The sequence below is a fragment of the Nocardioides seonyuensis genome, assembly GCF_004683965.1.
In the GTDB taxonomy this organism is placed as follows: domain Bacteria; phylum Actinomycetota; class Actinomycetes; order Propionibacteriales; family Nocardioidaceae; genus Nocardioides; species Nocardioides seonyuensis.
Window position 1 is genome coordinate 1787919 of sequence record NZ_CP038436.1, and the last position, 19218, is coordinate 1807136.

Sequence of the window (19218 nt, forward strand, 5' to 3'; positions counted from 1 at the left end):
TCATGGTTGCCTTCGGCTATCCGCGCGAGCGAGCGGACTTCTTGGTTGTCCACGACGCGGCCATGGTCACGGTCGTGGAGTGTCCGTTGCCCGACGCGTGGGTAGTCCCTGGGTGATCCCCGAAGATCCCTTCCAGGAACCACTCAGAGGGCGGCAACCACCCGCGTCGCCTGGTCGATCGCCCGCTTGGCGTCCAGCTCGGCGGCGACGTCGGCCCCGCCGATGAGGTGGATCCCCTGGTAGTCGGGTGAGCCGAGGTCGTCGTACACGCTCCGCACCGACTCCTGGCCTGCACACACGACGACGGTGTCGCACTCGATGACGCGGGACTCACCGTCGATGGTGACGTGCATCCCGGCGTCGTCGATGCGGTCGTAGCTCGCCCCGCTGACCTGCACCACGCCGCTCTGCTTGAGCACAGCGCGGTGCGCCCAGCCCGACGTCTTGCCGAGGCCGATGCCGATCGGCGTGGTCTTGCGCTGGACCAGCGTCACCTCGCGGGCGGACTCGCGCGGCTTGCGCTCGGCCAGGCCGCCGCGGTGCAGCGACGGGTCGCCGACGCCCCAGTGGTCCATCCACTCCTCGGTGGTCTCCGGCGTGTGGGTCAGCCAGACGGAGACGTCGACGCCGATCCCGCCGGCGCCGATCACCGCGACCCGCTGGCCCGGCACGGCGCGGCCGCTGAGCACGTCGGCGTACGACACCACGCTCGGGTGGTCGATGCCGTCGATCGCCGGGATGCGCGGCTCGACCCCGGTGGCGACGACCACCTCGTCGTACGACGCCAGCTCGGCTGCAGTGGCGGGGGTCGAGAGGCGCACGTCGACGCCGAGCACCTCCAGGCGTCGGCCGAAGTAGCGCAGCGTCTCGGCGAAGTCCTCCTTGCCGGGGACCTCCATCGCGAGCCGGAACTGGCCGCCGATCTCGTGGGACTTCTCGAAGAGGGTGACCTCGAAACCGCGCTCGGCCGCTGAGGTTGCGGCAGCGAGACCAGCCGGCCCGGCTCCGACCACCGCAACACTGCGCTTGCGCAGCGTCGGCATCAGCACCAGCTCGGTCTCGTGGCAGGCCCGCGGGTTGACCAGGCAGGAGGCCCGCTTGTTCTGGAAGACGTGGTCGAGGCAGGCCTGGTTGCAGGCGATGCAGGTGTTGATCTCGTCGGCGCGCTCGTCCATCGCCTTCGCCACGAACGCCGGGTCGGCGAGCAGCGGGCGGGCCATCGAGACGAGGTCGGCGTCACCGGAGGCGAGGATCTCCTCGGCGATCTCGGGGGTGTTGATGCGGTTGGACGCGCAGACGGGGATGTCCACGACCTCGCGCAGCCGCGCGGTGTGGGAGCGCCAGGCCGCGCGCGGGACCTGCGTGATGATCGTGGGGACCCGCGCCTCGTGCCAGCCGATGCCGGTGTTGAAGACGGTCACGCCGGCGGCCTGCAGGTGCAGCGCGAGCTCGACGGTCTCCTCCCAGGTCTGGCCGTCCTCGACGAGGTCGAGCAGCGAGATGCGGTAGACGATCGGGAAGTCGTCACCGACGAGCTCGCGCGAGCGGCGCACGACCTCGACGGGGAAGTGCATGCGGCGAGCGGTCGAGCCGCCCCACTGGTCGTCGCGGTCGTTGGTGCGCGCGGCCAGGAACTGGTTGATCAGGTAGCCCTCGGACCCCATGATCTCGACCGCGTCATAGCCCGCCCGGCGCGCCAGCGCGACCGACTTCGCGAAGGCGGTGGCGGTCGCATCGACCTCCTTGCTCGACATCGCGCTCGGCCTGAAGGGCGTGATCGGCGACTTCTTGTCCGACGCGCTCTGCGAGAGCGGGTGGTAGCCGTAGCGGCCGGCGTGGAGCACCTGCAGCGCGATGGCACCGCCCTCGTCGTGCACCGCGTCGGTGATCCGCTCGTGCCGCTTCGCGTGGAGGCGGTTGGTCATCTCGGAGGCGAACGGCTTGAGCCAGCCGCGCTTGGTGGGTGCGTAGCCGCCGGTGATGATCAGGCCCACCCCGCCGCGAGCGCGCTCGGCGAAGAACTCCGCCAGCTTGCCGATGTCCCACGGGTGGTCCTCGAGGCCGGTGTGCATCGAGCCCATCACCACGCGGTTGCGCAGGACCAGTCGGTCGCTGCCGGCGCCGAGCGTCAGCGGCGAGAGCAGGTGGGGGTAGAGGGGGTGCGTCATCGTGGTGCCTCTCCGTGGGCCTTGAGGTAGTCGGTGGTCCAGTCGATCCAGAACTGCTCGAGCCGCACCCCGCCGCGCAGCACCAGCCACCGGTCGAGGGCGGCGCCGGTCAGGCCTGCGGGGTCGGGGAACTGCTCGCGCTCGAGCTGCTCGTAGTGCGTGAGCCGGGTCGCGTGGTCGGCCCGCGCCTGCGCGAGGTTGCGCAGCACGGCCGCGCGGTCGCCGTACGACGCCCCGCGCAGCTTGACGGCCGTCTCGCTGCGGAACTCCTCCAGCGTCATGGGCGCGGCGAGCCACTCGCGCAGCACCGCACGGCCGGTCGCCGAGGGCGTGTGGACGCGCTTGTCGGGGCGGCCCTCCTGGGCGACGGTCTCGACCTCGACCCAGCCGTCGGCCTCCATGCGGGCCAGGACGCGGTAGATCTGCTGGTGGCTGGCCTGCCAGAAGAAGCCGAGCGTGCGCTCGAAGCGGCGCGCCAGCTCGAGCCCGGAGCCGGGCTTCTCGCTGAGCGCCACGAGGAGTGCGTGCTCGAGGGCCATGACGGAGACCGTCGCACACCTATGCAACTAGTTGCAAGCCTCTCGTGAAACACGTGACCGACGCCTCAAGTCGCCCGCGATCGGGTCGATGGTGGGAGGGACCTCCCTCTCGGACCCAGGAGCCACCATGAAGAGACTGCTCGCCGTCCTCGCCACCGCCACGCTGCTGGTGCAGCTCGGCACCACCTCCGCCAGCGCCGCCAAGCCGGTGCGCAGCTCGGCCATCCAGTGGATGGGCCACTCCTGGTGGCCCCGCAGCGTCGGCGGGGCGCCGGGCCCCTCGGGCCTCTGGTCGCCGGCCAACGCGACCGTCGACGCGGAGGGTCGCGTGCACCTGCGGATCACCCGCGACAGGAAGGGGCGCCTCGTCCAGGGCGAGCTCGACACCATGGACAACGGCTGGGGCTACGGCACCTACCGCTGGGAGGTGGCCAGCGACCTCACCGCGATGCACCCCGAGGTGGTGCTGGGGCTGTTCACCTACGGCGCCGACCCGGCCTACGGCCACCGCGAGATCGACATCGAGGCCTCCGGCTGGGGCAGGACGCCGATCACCTGGGACTACACGACCTGGGCCAACGGCCACAACCCGGTCTCGCGCACGCCGGTCGTGCCTGGCCGCAGCACCCACCAGTTCGAGTGGGCGCCCGACCGCATCACGTGGACGAGCTGGGACGCCACCGGCGCCCTCCTCGCCACCCGCACCGTCGCCGGCGCGGACGTGCCGGTGCCGTACGACGAGAGCATCGGCATGAACCTGTGGGTGTGCGGCTGCACCTCGGAGTGGAGGAAGACGCCCGCGACGGAGGTCGTGATCGACCGCTTCTCATTCACGCCCGCCGGCTGATCACGGGTCTAGGCCGATCACAGCACCCCGACGCCCGGGATCTCCTCGAAGACGAGCTGGGTCTCGGTGTGCCGGACCACCGGGTGCACGTTGAGGTGCTCGAGCACCAAATCGCGCAGCTGCTGGGTCGAGGAGACGGCCACGTGGATGAGGTAGTCGTCCTCGCCACCCACGTGCAGGATCCGCAGCGCCCCCGGCACCTTCGCGAGGACTTCGTGGAAGCTCGCGACGTGGTCGCGGTTGTGACTGCCGAGCCGGACCTTGACCACTGCCTGGATCGGGAACCCGAGGGCGGCGAGGTCGACGTCGGCGTGGACGCCGCGGATGACGCCGCGCTCGCGCAGGGACCTCACCCGCTGCAGGCAGGTCGACTCGGCGATGCCCAGCCGCTTGGCCAGCGCGGCGTTGGTGATGCGGCCGTCCTCCGCGAACTCGGTCAGCAGCCGCCGGTCAAGGGCGTCGAGCGGCGCAGGATCGACGGGCGAGGACGATGCCGACACGGCGTTGGCTCCATGATCTTCGGCTTGAAGGCCGATCAGAGGGTGATTCTTCAGCCAGTGTTGCCGACGACCGTGGATTCCGCCACCGTGACGGCGTGACCAGTCTCGACACCCTCGCCGTGCACGCCGGCCGCGCCGACCTCGGTCCTCTCGGGGTCCACGCGCTCCCGCTCGACCTCTCCACCACCAACCCGCTGCCGAGCATCGATGCCGGCGGGGCGTCGTACGAGGCGATGGCGACCGGTGGGCACCCCACTGACGGCGGGCTGGTCTACCAACGGCTCTGGAACCCCACGGTCGCGCGCTTCGAGGAGGCGCTGGCCAGCCTCGAGCACACCGCTGCCGCGGTTGCCTTCTCCACCGGGATGGCGGCCGTGACGGCTGCGGTGCTCGCCGCGACTGCGGAGGGCTCCGTGGGGGGGAGGGGTCGGCACGTCGTGGCGGTCCGACCGTTGTACGGAGGCACCGACCACCTGCTCGCCTCCGGGATGCTCGGCGTGGAGACGACCTACTGCGCGCCCGACGAGGTCGCGGCCGCGATGCGCCCCGACACCTGCCTCGTGGTGCTCGAGACGCCCGCCAACCCGACCCTCGAGCTGGTCGACATCGGCGCCGTCGTCGCCGCGGCCGGCGACGTGCCGGTGCTGGTCGACAACACGTTCGCGACCCCCGTCCTGCAGAACCCGGCTGACCTCGGCGCGACCCTCGTGCTGCACAGCGCGACGAAGTACCTCGGCGGCCACGGCGACGCGATGGGCGGTGTCATCGCCTGCGAGGAGCCCTGGGCCGAGGTGCTGCGCCGGGTGCGCGCCGTCACCGGTGCGCTGCTCCACCCGATGGGCGCCTACCTGCTCCACCGCGGTCTCGCGACTCTCCCGCTGCGCGTGCGTGCCCAGCAGGCCGGTGCGGGCAAGGTGGCCGCCTGGCTGGCCTCGCAGCCCGGCATCCGGGATGTGCGTTACCCAGGGCTGCCCGAGTGCGACCCGTCCGGCCTCGTAGGGCGCCAGATGCGCGGACCCGGCGCGATGCTGGCCTTCTCCGTCGAGGGTGGGTACGACGCCGCCTCGCGCGTCACCGAGTCGGTGCGGCTGTTCACCCATGCGGTGTCCCTGGGTGGGGTCGACTCGCTGGTGCAGCACCCGGCCGCGCTGACCCATCGCCCGGTCGCCGCCGAGGCCAAGCCGCACGCCGATGTGCTCAGGCTCTCGATCGGGCTCGAGGACCCCGACGACCTGTGCGCCGACCTGGCCCAGGCCTTGGCAGCCGCGCGCTGACTCTCGGCCATGCGACCGTGACAGCAGTTCTGTCATGATCGGCCCATGACCGAGGAAGCCGATCGGACGTTCACACCGGGCCAGGGCACCGGCCCCCTGCGAGGGGTGCGGGTCGTCGAGCTCGCCGGCATCGGGCCGGGCCCGCACGCCTGCATGATCATGGCCGACCTCGGCGCCGACGTGATCCGCGTGGACCGCCCAGGCGGTGGCTTCCTCAACGTCGGGAAGTACGACGTCCTCAACCGCGGCCGCCCCAGCGTGGCGCTCGACCTCAAGAACCCGGAGGCGGTCGAGACCGTGCTGCGGCTGGTGGAGAGCGCCGACGTGCTGGTCGAGGGCCTGCGGCCCGGTGTCACCGAGCGCCTCGGCCTCGGGCCCGACGACTGCTGGGCGCGCAACCCCAAGCTGGTCTACGGCCGGATGACCGGCTGGGGGCAGGACGGTCCGTGGAGCCAGGTGGCCGGCCACGACATGAACTACATCGCCATCACCGGCGCCCTGCACGGCCTGGGCCAGGACCGGTCGCGCCCGCACTTCCCCGGCAACCTCGTCGGCGACTTCGGCGGCGGCTCGACCTACCTGGTGATCGGCGTGCTTGCGGCGCTCCTCGAGGTGAGGACCAGCGGCCGGGGCCAGGTGGTGGACGCCGCGATCGTCGACGGCACCGCCCACCTCAACGCGATGGCGTCGATGCTGCGGGCCGTCGGTGCCGCCAGCGACCGCCGCGCCAGCGGGCTGCTCGACGGCGGGACGCCGTACTACGACATCTACGAGACCGCCGACGGCAAGCACCTGTCGGTGGGGGCGCTGGAGCCGCAGTTCTACGCCGAGCTGGTCCGCCTCCTGGAGCTCGACCTGCCCGACCGCGACGACCTGGCCAACCTGCCGGTGATCCGCGAGGCGTTGACCGCCCGCTTCAAGGAGCGCACCCAGGCCGAGTGGGCCGAGCTCTTCGACGGCACCGACGCCTGCGTCGCGCCGATCATCCCGCTGGGCGAGGCCGCCGAGCACCCGCACCTCGCGGCGCGCGGCACCCTCGTCGAGCGTGACGGCATCGTGCAGCCCGCCCCCGCCCCGCGCTTCTCCCGTACGGCGCCCACGCTCGGGCCGCCGCCCGCTCCCGCTCCCGGCGCCGACACCCGAGTGGCGCTGGCCGCCTGGGGGATCGACGACGTGGACGGCCTGATCGAGCGGGGCGTGGCGACGCAGGCGTGAGGGACGTTCGACCCTTTGCCGGCCGGCCATGACGTCGTAGCGTCGGGCCATGGACGAGATGACACGCGAGGAGTGCTGGGACTTCCTGCGGGAAGCCGAGTTCGGCCGACTGGCCTTCCACCTGGCCGACGAAGTGCACATCACCCCGGTCAACTACGCCGTCGACGGGGAGACGCTGCTGTTCCGCACGGCCGAGGGCAGCAAGCTGCTGGGCATCGTGATGAACCAGGACTGTGCCTTCGAGATCGACGAGTTCGGCGACCAGGAGGCGCGCAGCGTCGTGCTCCGTGGTCGTGCCCGCCTGCTGGAGGAGGACGAGGAGCACCGCGCCGAGAACGTGCCGCTGCGCCCGTGGGTGGCCGGCCCGGAGAAGTACAACGTCGTCGAGATCACGCCTCTCGACATGAGCGGCCGGAGCTTCCACCTGCACCGCCCGTGGCGGCACATCCGGCTCGACGAGCAGTAGACAGGGGAATGGCGCGACGGCCATGATGGTTAAGCCTTCAACTATCTGAAGGAGCCCTCGTGACCCGTCACTCCCTGTCTGCACCCGTCGTCGCCTTCGCCGGTGGCGCCGACCGCCCGGACCTGCCGCTGGTGGTCCTGCTGCACGGCCGCGGGGCCGACGAGCAGTCGATCCTGGGCCTCGCCGCGCACCTGCCCGAGCGGGCGTCGTACGCCGCCGTGCGGGCGCCGATCGGTGAGGGCGGCGGCTACGCGTGGTTCGACAACCGCGGCATCGGCCGTCCTGTCGCCGAGTCGCTCCGGGAGACCGTGGCGTGGTTCCGCGCCTGGCTCGACGAGGTGGCGCCGAGCGGCCGCCCGGTCCTGCTGGTCGGCTTCAGCGGGGGCGCCGCCTTCGCCGGCGGGGTGCTGCTGGACGACCCTTCCCGGCTGGCGGGCGCCGCGATCCTCTACGGCACGCTGCCCTTCGAGGGCGCCGGCGCGGACGTCACCGACGGCCGGCTCGAGGGCGTCCACGTCTTCGTCGCCCAGGGCGAGGAGGACCACGTGATCCCGCGCGAGCTCCTCGACCGCACCTGGAGCTGGCTCACCGAGGGGTCAGGGGCGACCGCGGTCACCCGCCGCGACCCCGGCGGCCACACCCTCTCCGCCGAGACCGCCGCAGACCTGAAGGGATGGATCGATGACCGACTCGCCTGAGCCCGCCAGCAGCTCCAGCGAGGCGGTGTCGTACGACGCCCTGGGCACCCGCGCGCGCCCGACCTTCGGGCTCGACACGTTCGGTGACGCGCCGCTGGACGGGGCGCCCGGCAACCATGCCGCCACGATCCGCGAGGTCGTCGCCGAGGCGGTGCAGGCCGACCGGGTGGGTGTCGACTACATCGGCCTGGGTGAGCACCACCGCCCCGACTACGCGATCAGTGCCCCCGACGTCGTGCTCGCCGCCATCGCCGGGCAGACCGAGCGGATCAGGCTCGGGACCGGCGTCACGGTCCTCTCCTCCGACGACCCGATCCGCGTCTACGAGCGGTTCGCCACCCTCGATGCCGTGTCCAACGGCCGCGCGGAGGTGCAGCTGGGACGCGGCTCCTTCATCGAGTCGTTCTCGCTGTTCGGCCTCGACCTCTCCGACTACGACCGGCTCTTCGCCGAGAAGCTCGACCTGTTCGCCGCTCTCCAGGCGGAGGAGCCGGTGCACTGGCAGGGGACGATCCGCCCGCCCGTCGAGGGCAAGCAGGTCTACCCCACGACGGCTGCCGGGAGCCTGCCCGCCTGGGTCGGTGTCGGTGGGACGCCGGAGTCGGTCGTCCGCGCCGCCCGCTACGCGATGCCGTTGATGCTGGCGGTGATCGGCGGCTCCCCGGCGGCGTTCGAGCAGCTCGCCGACCTCTACCGCCGGGCGCTCGGCCAGCTCGGCCACCCCGAGCTCCCGATCGGGATGCACTCGCCCGGCCACGTCGCCGAGACCGACGAGCTGGCCCGCGAGCAGCTCTACCCCCACCAGGCGGAGCTGGTCACGCGGCTGGGGCGCGAGCGCGGCTGGCCGCCCTACAGCCGGATCGCCTTCGAGCAGAGCGCCGGCCCGCAGGGTGCCCTCTTCGTCGGGTCGCCCGAGACCGTGGCACAGAAGATCGCCTGGGCCGTCGAGCTCCTGGGCCTCTCCCGCTTCCAGCTGAAGTACTCCGTGGGCGAGCTGCCCCACGACCAGCGGATGGAGTCCATCCGGCTGTACGGCGAGGAAGTCATCCCGCGCGTGCGCGAGCTTCTCGGCAACAAATCGGACAACCTTTGACAAGTAAAGGAAATGATCCGGTTTCACCGGCGCATTCCCGGACGGACGCCTACCGTCTACGCATGACTGAGCGAGCTGGGCCCCCGCGAGGCGATGCTCGTGACGTCGAGCTCGCCGACGAGGCCGAGCGGGTGAGGGCCTGGCTGGCCGACCAGCTCGACAGCGTCGAGCTCAGCACCGCGCAGTTCCCCGTCGAGGCGGAGGAGCAGGCCGCCGAGCTCGAGCGGCTGGCCGTCGAGATCGGCGACGAGCACCTCCAGCTGCGCTCGCTGCTGGTCCAGGCCGACGTCAAGGGTCGCGCCGGTCAGTCGGTCGCCAGCGGCCGCGTGCTGCGCTCGGTCAACCGCTGGGCGAACGCCCACGACGACCAGTACCTCCTGGCCCGCAGCCACCGGCTGCTGGGCAGCTTCTTCGGGACGCTGGGCGACGACGTGGCCTTCCTCGAGCACGCCATGCAGAGCGTGGAGCTGCTCGCCGAGGGCGCCCGCAAGGCGCTGCGCGCCGACCACCTGAGCAGCCTGGGGATCGCCCAGGGACGGCTTGGTGCACCGGAGGAGGGCCGTGCGTCGTTCGCGGAGGCCGAGCGCCTCGCCGCGGAGCTCGGTGACAGCTACCGCCAGGTGCTGATCGTCAACAACGTCGCCTACCTGGAGTACCAGTGCGGTGAGCCGGACCGCGCCCTCACGGCCGTCGAGCGCCTCATCGGCCTGGCCGAGGAGCACGGCATCGAGCTGGACCCCCACTACCTCGACACCATCGCCCGGGTCTACCTCGAGGTCGGGCGCTTCGCCGAGGCGGAGGAGATCCTCAGCGGCATGCTCGTCGACGGTGAGGCGGGACGGCTCGGGGACGCCGACGGCGTCGCCGAGTTCACCCTCACCCTCGCCGAGGTCCAGCGCCGTCGCGGTGCCACCGACGAGGCGGAGGCCAGCCTCCGGGAGGTCCGGGAGCTGTGCGAGCAGCGCTCGCTCCACGGCGTGCTGGTGCGCGTCCACCAGGAGCAGGCCGAGCTCTACGCGGTGCAGGGCAGGTTCGAGGAGGCGTTCACCGAGCACAAGGCGTTCCACCGCCTCTCCCAGCAGCTGCGGTCCGACGCCCGCCTCGCGCGTGCGCGCACCCTGCAGACGGTGTTCGACTACGAGCAGGCGCGACGGGCCAGCGAGCGGTTCGAGGAGCTGGCCTACCGCGACCCCCTGACCAACCTGCGCAACCGCCGCTACGTCGACACCAGCCTGCCCACCATCCTGGAGTCCTCGGACTGCGAGTCCGACGTCATCTCCGTGGCCTTCATCGACCTGGACCACTTCAAGCGGATCAACGACACGCTCACCCACCTGGTCGGCGACGAGGTGCTGCGCCAGTTCGCGGCCCTGCTGGCCGACGCGGCGGCCGAGCCGTCGTACGTCGCCCGGATGGGTGGGGAGGAGTTCCTGCTCGTCCTGCCCGGCGCCGACCACGAGAAGGCGGTCCGGCTGGTCGAGGAGCTCCAGGAACGGATCCGCTCCTACGACTGGACGCCGGTCACCGGTGACATCCCGGTCCGGGCGAGCATGGGGCTGGCGACGGCGCTGGTGCGGGACACCGAGCAGTCGGACCTGCTGGCCGAGGCAGACCGCAACGTCTACGCCGCCAAGGGCGCCGGTCGCGACCGGGTCATCGCCAGCGACCTGTCGGCCTGACCCCGCCTCCGCTCAGGCGGTGAGCCGCTCGCCCGAGCCGGCGTCGAAGACGTGCACGGCGTCGGGGTCGATGACGAGGCGCACCTGCTCGCCCTTCTGCAGGCCGTGGCGTGCCTCGAGGCGTACGACGGCCTGGTGCAGGACCGCGCCGAGGTCGGGGTCGTCCGGGAGGGCGTGCAGGAACGTGTCGGCCCCCAGCTCCTCGAGGACGGTGACGGTGACCGGCAGGCCCTCCTCACCGTCGGCGGCGATCCGCCAGCCGTGCGGGCGCACGCCGAGGATCACCGAGTCGGAGGCCTTGGCCGCCACGTCGCGCTCGAGCGGGACCCGGTAACTCCCGATCACGGCAGATCCCGACTCGACCCGCGCCGGGATGAGGTTCATGGCGGGGGAGCCGATGAAGCCGGCGACGAAGACGTTGGCCGGTCGGTCATAGAGAGCGAGGGGGGTGTCGACCTGCTGGAGGATGCCGTCCTTGAGGACCGCGACGCGGTCGCCCATCGTCATGGCCTCGGTCTGGTCGTGGGTGACGTAGACGGTGGTGATGCCGAGCCGCTGCTGGAGCGCCGCGATCTGCGTGCGGGTCGAGACCCTGAGCTTGGCGTCGAGGTTGGACAGCGGCTCGTCCATCAGGAACACCTCGGGCTTGCGCACGATGGCGCGGCCCATCGCGACCCGCTGGCGCTGGCCGCCGGAGAGGGCCTTGGGCTTGCGGTCCAGGACGTCCTCGAGGTCGAGGAGGCGGGCCGCCTCGAGGACGCGCTCGGCGCGCTCCTCCTTGCTGATCCGGGCGACGCGCAGGGCGAAGGCCATGTTGTCGGCCACGCTCATGTGGGGGTAGAGCGCGTAGTTCTGGAAGACCATGGCGATGTCGCGGTCGCGGGGCGCGTCGTCGGTGACGTCGCGGTCGCCGATCATGATCGACCCCTCGGTGCACTCCTCGAGCCCTGCGAGCATCCGCAGCGAGGTGGACTTCCCGCAGCCCGAAGGACCGACCAGGACCATGAACTCGCCGTCGTGGATCTCCAGGTCGAGGGAGTCCACCGCGGGCCGTTCGGAGCCGGAATAGCGTCGTCCGGCTCCGACGAATCGAACCGATGCCATCCTTTGGTCCTTCCTGGGGCTCGCGGCGCATGGCTCGTCGCGATGGTCCCGACACCGTACGGCGCCACGAGGACGGCGTCTAGTGGGAGCGCTTCCATTTTGCTTAGGTCAAATTTCACGCGGTCCATTGACAGTCGCTGTGACCGCTGCCATGTTGAGTGTCGGGCAGAAGTGGAAGCGCTCTCACACCTTGTTTCGCTCACCACCGCCGCCCACCCCGACCGGGCACACCAGGGTCCGGCGACTCGCAGGACAACAGGAGTGCAACGGTGCAGACACGGAACACTCGGCGAGTGCGACTCGCCTCGAGCGCCCTGATGGCGCTCACCCTCGCCACGACACTGGCAGCGTGCGGCGACGACGGTGACGCGGAGGGATCGGCGGACGGGACCACCACCGTGACCGTCGCGACCTTCAACGAGTTCGGCTACGAAGGACTCATCGAGGAGTGGAACTCCTCCCACGACGACATCAAGATCGAGCAGGTGAAGGTCGGCACCTGGGACGACGCCAAGGCCAACCTCTACACCAAGCTCGCAGCGGGCTCGGGCCTCTCCGACATCGAGGCCATCGAGGGTGACGCCATGCCGGCGATCCTCGCCGAGGGCGGCGCCTTCGAGGACCTCACCGACTCCGAGCTCGAGGGCCGCTGGCTGGACTGGGTGGCCGAGAAGGCGACCAACGCCGACGGCCAGATGATCGGCTACGCGACCGACATCGGCCCCGAGGGCATCTGCTATCGCGCCGACCTGTTCAAGAAGGCGGGCCTGCCGACCGACCGCGAGGAGGTCGCCGGCCTGATGGGCACGTGGGACGACTACTTCGCCACGGGGGAGAAGTTCATCGAGGAGGTGCCGGGGACGGCGTGGTACGACTCCTCCGGCGGGCTCGCGCAGGCGATGCTCAACCAGGTGGAGAACCCCTTCGAGACCGACGACAACACCGTCGACGTCGAGAACCCCGAGCTCCAGGCCGTCTACGACACGGTCACCGGCAACATCGCCAAGGGCCTCTCGACCAAGCTCACCCAGTGGAGCGACGACTGGACCGCGTCCTTCCAGAAGGACGGCTTCGCCACCATGGCCTGCCCGGGCTGGATGCTCGGCGTGGTCGAGGGCAACGCCGAGGGCGTCGAGGGCTGGGACTTCGCCAACGTCTTCCCCGGCGGCGGGGGCAACTGGGGCGGCTCGTTCCTGACCGTGCCGGCCCAGGGCGACAACATCGAGGAGGCCAAGGAGGTCGCCAACTGGCTGACCGACCCCGAGCAGCAGATCAAGGCGTTCGAGGCCAAGAACACCTTCCCGAGCCAGCCCGAGGCCTACGAGGCCGAGGCGATCAAGACCGCGACCAATGAGTTCTTCAACGACGCCCCCGTCGGACAGATCCTCGTGGAGCGGGCCGAGGCCGTCACGGTGCAGCCCTACAAGGGACCGAAGTACTCCGACATCCTGCAGGCCTTCCAGGCGGCGATCATCCGCGTGGACGACGGTTCGCAGGACCCCGACAAGTCCTGGGAGCAGTTCCTGTCAGACGTGGAAGCCCTCGGCTGACAGCCATGACATGCCACAGGACCTGAAGCCCAGCGGCGGGGACACTCGGACGGTGTCCCCGCCGCTGCCCCCACCCGCAACCGCCGGACCGCCGCGCTCGGCATGGCGGCAGCGGCTCAACCGTCTCGACGTGCGGCTGTCGCCCTACCTCTACATCTCCCCGTTCTTCGTGCTCTTCCTCCTGGTGGGGATGTTCCCCCTCGCCTACACCGCATGGGTATCGGTCCACGACTGGAGCCTGATCGGCGGCAAGGGCGACTTCGTCGGCCTCGAGAACTTCCGCGAGGTGCTCGACAACCCCTACTTCGGCAAGCAGCTGGTCAACACAGTCAGCATCTTCCTGCTGTCGTCCGGACCCCAGGTGGTGATCGCGGTGACCCTCGCGGCGCTGCTCGACACCCACCTCCGGGCCCGCACCTGGTGGCGGATGAGCATCCTGCTGCCGTTCGTGGTCTCGCCGGTCGCCGTCGCCATCATCTTCGGATCCCTGTACGGCGACCGCTACGGCCTGATCAACGAGCTCATCGGGCACCTGGGCATCAGCCCCATCCAGTGGCACACCGACCGCTTCGCCAGCCACGTGGCCATCGCCTCGATGGTCAACTGGCGCTGGACCGGCTACAACGCGCTGATCTTCCTCGCGGCGATGCAGGCCGTCCCGCGCGACCTCTACGAGTCGGCCTCGATCGACGGCGCCGGCCGGGTCAGGCAGTTCTTCAGCATCACCTTGCCGATGATCCGCCCGACCATGGTCTTCGTCATCATCACCTCGACCATCGGCGGCCTCCAGATCTTCGCCGAGCCGCGGCTCTTCGACCAGACCGCCACCCACAGCGGCGGCAGCGACCGCCAGTTTGGGACGATCACGATGCTGGTCTACGACTTCGGCTGGCAGCTGCGCGACCTCGGTCGCGCGTCGGCGACGGCGTGGCTGCTCTTCCTGGTGATCTGCGCATTCGCGATCGTCAACTACCTGCTGATCCGTCGGTTGGGCGCGCTGGGGGAGGAGTCGTGAACCGCCGTCCCGGCTTCCTCGTCTACGGGCTGCTGACCGCCTTCGTGCTCGGCTCTGCCGCCCCTCTCTACTGGTCCTTCCTGCTCGGCTCCCACACCAAGGAGGTCGCGGCCCAGGGCGTCCCGCCGCTCCTGCCGGGGGGCCACTTCTGGTCCAACGCCGAGCGGGCGATCGAGACCATCCCGTTCTGGAAGGCGCTGGCCAACAGCATGATCGTCTCGACGGTCACCGCGTGCTCGGTGGTGTTCTTCTGCACGCTCGCCGGCTACGCCTTCGCCAAGCTGCGCTTCCGCGGGCGGGGCCCGTTGCTGGTCTTCGTGATCGCGACGATGGCCGTGCCGACCCAGCTGGGCGTCGTACCCCTCTTCATCCTGATGGCGGAGTTCGGGTGGGCCGGCAGCATCTGGTCGGTGATCGTCCCGTGGCTGGTCACCGCCTTCGGGGTGTTCTTCATGCGGCAGTACCTCCTCGACGCCGTGCCCGACGAGCTGATCGAGGCCGCCCGCATGGACGGGTGCTCGCAGATCCGGGTGTTCTGGCACGTGGCCCTGCCGGCCGCCCGACCGGCCGCGGCGATCCTGTGGCTCTTCACCTTCATGCAGGTGTGGACCGACTTCTTCTGGCCGCTGATCGCGCTGCCCCACGGCAACCCGACCATCCAGGTCGCCCTCAACCAGCTGCAGAGCGGGTTCTTCAAGGACTACAGCCTGGTCCTGGCCGGCACCACCCTGGCCACGATCCCGCTGCTCGTCCTCTTCATCGTCGCGGGCCGCCAGCTGGTGGCCGGAATCATGCAAGGAGCCGTCAAGGGATGACCGTCCACAGCACACCCGCCGCAACCCTGGGGTCGACCGGCCCGCTGCAGTTCCCCACCGACTTCGTGTGGGGCATGGCCACGGCGTCGTACCAGATCGAGGGCGCGGTGGCCGAGGACGGCCGGACGCCCTCGATCTGGGACACCTTCTCCGCGACGCCGGGAGCGATCCTCAACGGCGACACCGGCGAGGTGGCCTGCGACCACTACCACCGCATGCCCGAGGACGTCGCGCTGCTCGCAGAGCTGCAGGCGCGGTCCTACCGCTTCTCGGTGGCGTGGCCCCGTGTCCGCCCGGACGGCGGCCCGGTCAACCGGGCCGGGCTCGCGTTCTACGACCGGCTGGTCGACGAGCTGCTCGCCCACGACGTGGTTCCGTGGCTGACGCTCTACCACTGGGACCTGCCGCAGGCCCTCGAGGACGCCGGCGGCTGGACCAACCGCGACACCGCCCACCGCTTCGTGGACTACGCCCTCTCGGTCCACGACGTGCTCGGCGACCGGGTGCCGACCTGGACCACCCTCAACGAGCCGTTCTGCTCCTCCCTGCTGGGCTACACCGCCGGCCACCACGCGCCCGGCCGCCAGGAGGGCGCGGCCGGCCTGGTCGCGGCCCACCACCTGCTCCTCGGCCACGGGATGGTGACGGCCGAGCTGCGCGAACGGGGTGCCGAGCGGCTCGGGCTGAGCCTCAACTTCACCGTGGCAGACCCCAGCGACCCCGACGACGAGGCCGACGTCGACGCCGCGCGCCGCGTGGACGCGCTGCACAACCGGCTCTTCCTCGACCCGGTCTTCCGGGGCTCCTACCCCGCCGACCTGCTCGCGGACACCGCGGCGCTCACCTGGCAGGGCCGTCCCTGGTACGACGTCGTGCTCGACGGCGACCTGGCCACGATCTCGGCGCCCATCGACGTCCTGGGCGTGAACTTCTACCACGGCAACGAGGTCTCGGGTCATCCCCGCACCGACGTCGTGGGGGTGGGCAGCGACGGGCCCGACCGGGTCGCGCTCTCGCCGTTCGTGGGCTCCGAGCACGTCACCTTCCCCAGTCGCGGGCTGCCCGTCACCGACATGGGCTGGGAGATCCAGCCCGAGGGCCTCCACCGCCTGCTCCGTCGTCTCCACGACGAGTACACCCACCTGCCCATCTACCTCACCGAGACCGGCGCGGCCTTCGACGACAGGCCCGGCCCCGACGGCCAGGTGCACGACCCCGACCGGATCGAGTTCCTCCGCTCCTATCTGGCGGCCGTGCACCTGGCGCTCGAGGAGGGGGTCGACGTGCGCGGGTTCTTCCAGTGGTCGTTCATGGACAACTTCGAGTGGGCGTTCGGCTACGCCAAGCGCTTCGGCCTCGTCCACGTCGACTACGACACCCAGCAGCGGACCCCCAAGTCCAGCGCCCGGTGGTACGCCGAGCTCTCCCGCTCGGGGACGCTGTCGGCACCTCCCGCGACGGGCGACTAGCGTGGCGCGTGTGATCGAGTCGCAGGGCGGGACCAACGGGTCGCCCACCCTCGACCAGGTGGCGCGGCTGGCCGGCGTCTCGCGCGCCACCGCCTCGCGGGCCATCAACGGCGGCCAGCGGGTCAGCGCCCGCGCCCAGTCGGCCGTCGACTCGGCGGTGCGCACGCTGGGCTACGTCCCCAATCCGGCCGCACGCAGCCTGGTGACGCGCCGTACCGACTCGATCGCCGTGGTCGTGCCCGAGCCCGACGACCGCATCTTCGCCGACCCGTTCTTCGCGGGCACGCTGCGCGGGGTGACGAGGGTGCTCTCCGAGCGCGACATCCAGCTGGTGCTGCTGCTGGCCCGCCCGGGTGCCTCGACCGCGCGCACGCTGCGCTACCTCACCAACCGTCACGTGGACGGCGCGCTCGTGGTCTCGCACCACCGCGACGACGGCTTCGCCGAGCACCTCGCGGATCTCGACCTGCCGTGCGTCTTCGGCGGCCGACCGTGGACCGCGGCCGACCGGGTGGCCTACGTCGACGTGGACAACATCGCCGGCGGGCGCGAGGCCACCGAGGTGCTGATCGAGCGCGGCTGCACCCGCATCGGCACCATCGCCGGGCCGTCCGACATGACGGCCGCGGAGGACCGGCTCGCCGGCTGGCAGGCGGCGATGAGTCGCGCGGGGCTCCCCGACGACGCGGTGGAGCACGGCGACTTCACCCAGGAGAGCGGCGAGCGTGCCGCCGAGGCCCTGCTGGCGCGACATCCCGACCTCGACGGCCTCGTCGTGGCCTCCGACCTGATGGCGGCCGGCGCCCTGCGGGTCCTCGACCGGATGGGCCGACGAGTGCCCGACGACATCGCGCTCGTGGGGTACGACGACCTGGGCGTCGCCGAGCGCACCACCCCGCCGCTCACCACGATGCGCCAGCCCGTCGAGGCGATGGCCGAGCGCGCGACCAGGCTGCTGCTCGAGCGGGTCGACGGTCGCGACGGCACCCACCCGATGCGGGTGATCATCCCGCCGGCGTTGGTGCGGCGCGCGAGCGCATAGTCCGCGAATTCCACGGAACAGGCGGACGACCGGTAGCGTTGCACCCATCAGTCCGGCCAGTCTTGCCCCGGACGCTGGTCATCCTCGGGTGGCCCTCCCTCACTTCTGAGGCACGTTCGCCGCTCCGCGGCTCACGTTGGCGAGACGCCAACCGAAAGATTCGTCCATGACCTTCGCCGCCCTCGGCGTCCCTGCCCGCCTGTCCTCGATCCTCGAGCAGCAGGGCATCACCACTCCCACCCCCATCCAGGCCGCGACGCTGCCCGACAGCCTCGCCGGGCGCGACGTGCTCGGCCGCGGCCGGACCGGCTCCGGCAAGACCTACGCGTTCCTGCTGCCGCTGGTCGCCCGCCTCGACGCGAGCAAGATGCCCGCGATGCCGCGGCGCCCGCGCGCCCTCATCCTCGCCCCGACCCGTGAGCTGGTCGGCCAGATCGAGGCCGCGCTGAAGCCGCTGGCCGACGCCGCCGGCCTCAGCACCCGCACCGTCTTCGGCGGCGTGGGCCAAGGCCCGCAGGTCACCGCCCTGAAGAAGGGCGTCGACATCGTCCTGGCGTGCCCCGGTCGTCTCGAGGACCTGATGGGCCAGGGCCACATCGACCTCGGCGCCGTCGAGGTCACCATCCTCGACGAGGCCGACCACATGGCCGACCTCGGCTTCCTTCCCGGCGTCCGCCGGATCATGGACAAGACGCCGAGCGAGGGGCAGCGGATGCTGTTCTCCGCGACGCTCGACAAGGCGATCGACGTCCTCGTCAAGAGGTTCCTGCACGACGCCGTCACGCACGAGGCCGACTCCGCGCAGTCGCCGGTCTCGAAGATGACCCACCACGTCCTGCACGTCTCCCGCGACCAGCGGGTGCCGATCCTGGTCGACCTGACCAGCGCGCCGGGCCGCACTGTCGTCTTCACCCGCACCAAGCACGGTGCCAAGGCGCTGACCCGCCAGCTCAACAAGTCCGGCGTCCCCACGGTCGAGCTCCACGGCAACCTGTCGCAGAACGCCCGCACCCGCAACATGGAGGCCTTCCACTCCGGCAAGGCCGCGACGCTGGTCGCGACCGACATCGCCGCGCGTGGCATCCACGTCGACGACGTCGCCCTCGTGATCCACGCCGACCCGCCGGTCGAGCACAAGGCCTACCTGCACCGCTCGGGCCGTACCGCGCGCGCCGGTGCTGCCGGCACCGTGATCACGCTGATGACCGACGAGCAGGTGCGCGACGTCCGCGACCTCACCCGCCTGGCCGGCATCAAGCCCGTCACGACCAAGGTGCACGGCGCCGGTCACCCGATGCTCGCCGAGCTCGCCCCCGGCGAGCGCAGCACCCCCGGCGGCCTCGTCGTCGCGGTGCCCGAGCAGGGTCGCGGCGGTGGTGGCAGGTCCACCGGCGCCAACGCCCAGCGCAAGCGCGCCCGCTCGTCGGGCCAGACCAACGGCCAGTCGCGACGCGGCAACCCCGTCGGCGCCACGGCCGGCTCCTCGACCGGTGGCGGCCAGCCCCGCAAGCGGTCCGGTGCGCCGGGCGGCGGCCAGGGCGGCGGCAAGCCGGGCGGCCAGGGCGGCCAGCGTCGTCGTACGTCCTCGGGCTCGGGTGCGCGCTCGGGCGGCTCGTCCGGGCCGCACAGCGCCGCCGGCTTCTCACGCGGTCGTTGATGGATTTCCACTCCTACGAGTGGAACTGCATCCGGGGTTGAGCGTGGCACCAGCTTCACGGGGCTGAACTTCCACGCGAGCGAGTGG

General features: G+C 71.2%; 17 protein-coding genes. 13 read left to right on the plus strand and 4 right to left on the minus strand.

Annotated elements, in window-relative coordinates; all coding sequences use genetic code 11:
• Window positions 1-143 precede the first annotated feature (143 nt).
• Together EXE58_RS08805 and EXE58_RS08810 are read right to left on the minus strand one after the other, a co-directional pair.
• Window positions 144-2168 carry an NADPH-dependent 2,4-dienoyl-CoA reductase gene (locus EXE58_RS08805; protein ID WP_135267533.1) on the minus strand — a complete coding sequence of 675 codons (2025 nt, stop codon included), beginning with the start codon at window positions 2166-2168 and terminating at the stop codon, window positions 144-146.
• Window positions 2165-2707, minus strand: coding sequence for a PadR family transcriptional regulator (locus tag EXE58_RS08810; RefSeq protein ID WP_135267534.1), 543 nt, complete (start codon window positions 2705-2707; stop codon window positions 2165-2167). The genes EXE58_RS08805 and EXE58_RS08810 overlap by 4 nt, the downstream gene beginning before the upstream one ends.
• A 127-nt stretch (window positions 2708-2834) precedes the next feature.
• Between EXE58_RS08810 and EXE58_RS08815 the strand changes: the two genes are divergently transcribed.
• Window positions 2835-3554, plus strand: a complete 720-nt coding sequence (locus tag EXE58_RS08815) for a glycoside hydrolase family 16 protein (protein WP_135267535.1) — start codon at window positions 2835-2837, stop codon at window positions 3552-3554.
• Between the two features lie 17 nt (window positions 3555-3571).
• On the opposite strand, the gene EXE58_RS08820 is transcribed toward EXE58_RS08815, so the two are convergent.
• Window positions 3572-4054 carry an Lrp/AsnC family transcriptional regulator gene (locus tag EXE58_RS08820; RefSeq protein ID WP_135267536.1) on the minus strand — a complete coding sequence of 161 codons (483 nt, stop codon included), beginning with the start codon at window positions 4052-4054 and terminating at the stop codon, window positions 3572-3574.
• Between the two features lie 95 nt (window positions 4055-4149).
• On the opposite strand from EXE58_RS08820, the gene EXE58_RS08825 reads away from it, so the two are divergent.
• The 6 genes from EXE58_RS08825 (at window position 4150) to EXE58_RS08850 (ending at window position 10479) form a co-directional block, all read left to right on the plus strand.
• The gene (locus tag EXE58_RS08825) at window positions 4150-5328 is read left to right on the plus strand and encodes a trans-sulfuration enzyme family protein (RefSeq protein ID WP_244242496.1); all 1179 of its coding nucleotides are present in this window, start codon (window positions 4150-4152) and stop codon (window positions 5326-5328) included.
• 45 nt (window positions 5329-5373) lie between these two features.
• Window positions 5374-6543 (plus strand): CaiB/BaiF CoA transferase family protein, encoded by a 1170-nt coding sequence (locus EXE58_RS08830; RefSeq protein ID WP_135267538.1) that lies wholly within the window; start codon window positions 5374-5376, stop codon window positions 6541-6543.
• Window positions 6544-6592: 49 nt separating this feature from the next.
• Window positions 6593-7009 (plus strand): pyridoxamine 5'-phosphate oxidase family protein, encoded by a 417-nt coding sequence (locus tag EXE58_RS08835; protein ID WP_135267539.1) that lies wholly within the window; start codon window positions 6593-6595, stop codon window positions 7007-7009.
• 59 nt (window positions 7010-7068) lie between these two features.
• Complete coding sequence (locus EXE58_RS08840) at window positions 7069-7707, plus strand: alpha/beta hydrolase (RefSeq protein WP_135267540.1); 639 nt, start codon at window positions 7069-7071, stop codon at window positions 7705-7707.
• Window positions 7691-8800 carry an LLM class flavin-dependent oxidoreductase gene (locus EXE58_RS08845; protein WP_135267541.1) on the plus strand — a complete coding sequence of 370 codons (1110 nt, stop codon included), beginning with the start codon at window positions 7691-7693 and terminating at the stop codon, window positions 8798-8800. The genes EXE58_RS08840 and EXE58_RS08845 overlap by 17 nt, the downstream gene beginning before the upstream one ends.
• 62 nt (window positions 8801-8862) lie before the next feature.
• A complete protein-coding gene (locus EXE58_RS08850) occupies window positions 8863-10479 on the plus strand; it encodes a tetratricopeptide repeat-containing diguanylate cyclase (protein ID WP_135267542.1) in 1617 nt (538 codons plus the stop codon).
• Window positions 10480-10491: 12 nt separating this feature from the next.
• Here the strand turns inward: EXE58_RS08850 and EXE58_RS08855 are convergent, their stop codons facing one another.
• Window positions 10492-11583 carry an ABC transporter ATP-binding protein gene (locus EXE58_RS08855; protein WP_135267543.1) on the minus strand — a complete coding sequence of 364 codons (1092 nt, stop codon included), beginning with the start codon at window positions 11581-11583 and terminating at the stop codon, window positions 10492-10494.
• Window positions 11584-11876: 293 nt separating this feature from the next.
• Here EXE58_RS08855 and EXE58_RS08860 point away from each other — a divergent pair, with 293 nt between their 5' ends.
• The 6 genes from EXE58_RS08860 (at window position 11877) to EXE58_RS08880 (ending at window position 19131) form a co-directional block, all read left to right on the plus strand.
• On the plus strand, window positions 11877-13133 hold the full coding sequence (locus EXE58_RS08860) for an ABC transporter substrate-binding protein (protein ID WP_244242497.1): 1257 nt from the start codon (window positions 11877-11879) through the stop codon (window positions 13131-13133).
• A gap of 10 nt (window positions 13134-13143) precedes the next feature.
• Window positions 13144-14148 carry a carbohydrate ABC transporter permease gene (locus EXE58_RS20010; protein ID WP_244242498.1) on the plus strand — a complete coding sequence of 335 codons (1005 nt, stop codon included), beginning with the start codon at window positions 13144-13146 and terminating at the stop codon, window positions 14146-14148.
• Window positions 14145-14963 carry a carbohydrate ABC transporter permease gene (locus EXE58_RS20015; protein WP_244242499.1) on the plus strand — a complete coding sequence of 273 codons (819 nt, stop codon included), beginning with the start codon at window positions 14145-14147 and terminating at the stop codon, window positions 14961-14963. Before EXE58_RS20010 ends, EXE58_RS20015 begins: the two co-directional genes overlap by 4 nt.
• Complete coding sequence (locus EXE58_RS08870; protein WP_135267544.1) at window positions 14960-16432, plus strand: GH1 family beta-glucosidase; 1473 nt, start codon at window positions 14960-14962, stop codon at window positions 16430-16432. Before EXE58_RS20015 ends, EXE58_RS08870 begins: the two co-directional genes overlap by 4 nt.
• A gap of 10 nt (window positions 16433-16442) precedes the next feature.
• Window positions 16443-17474 carry a LacI family DNA-binding transcriptional regulator gene (locus tag EXE58_RS08875; RefSeq protein ID WP_244242500.1) on the plus strand — a complete coding sequence of 344 codons (1032 nt, stop codon included), beginning with the start codon at window positions 16443-16445 and terminating at the stop codon, window positions 17472-17474.
• Between the two features lie 166 nt (window positions 17475-17640).
• Window positions 17641-19131: a DEAD/DEAH box helicase gene (locus EXE58_RS08880; protein WP_135267546.1), complete on the plus strand. Its 1491-nt coding sequence runs from the start codon at window positions 17641-17643 to the stop codon at window positions 19129-19131.
• Window positions 19132-19218 lie beyond the last annotated feature (87 nt).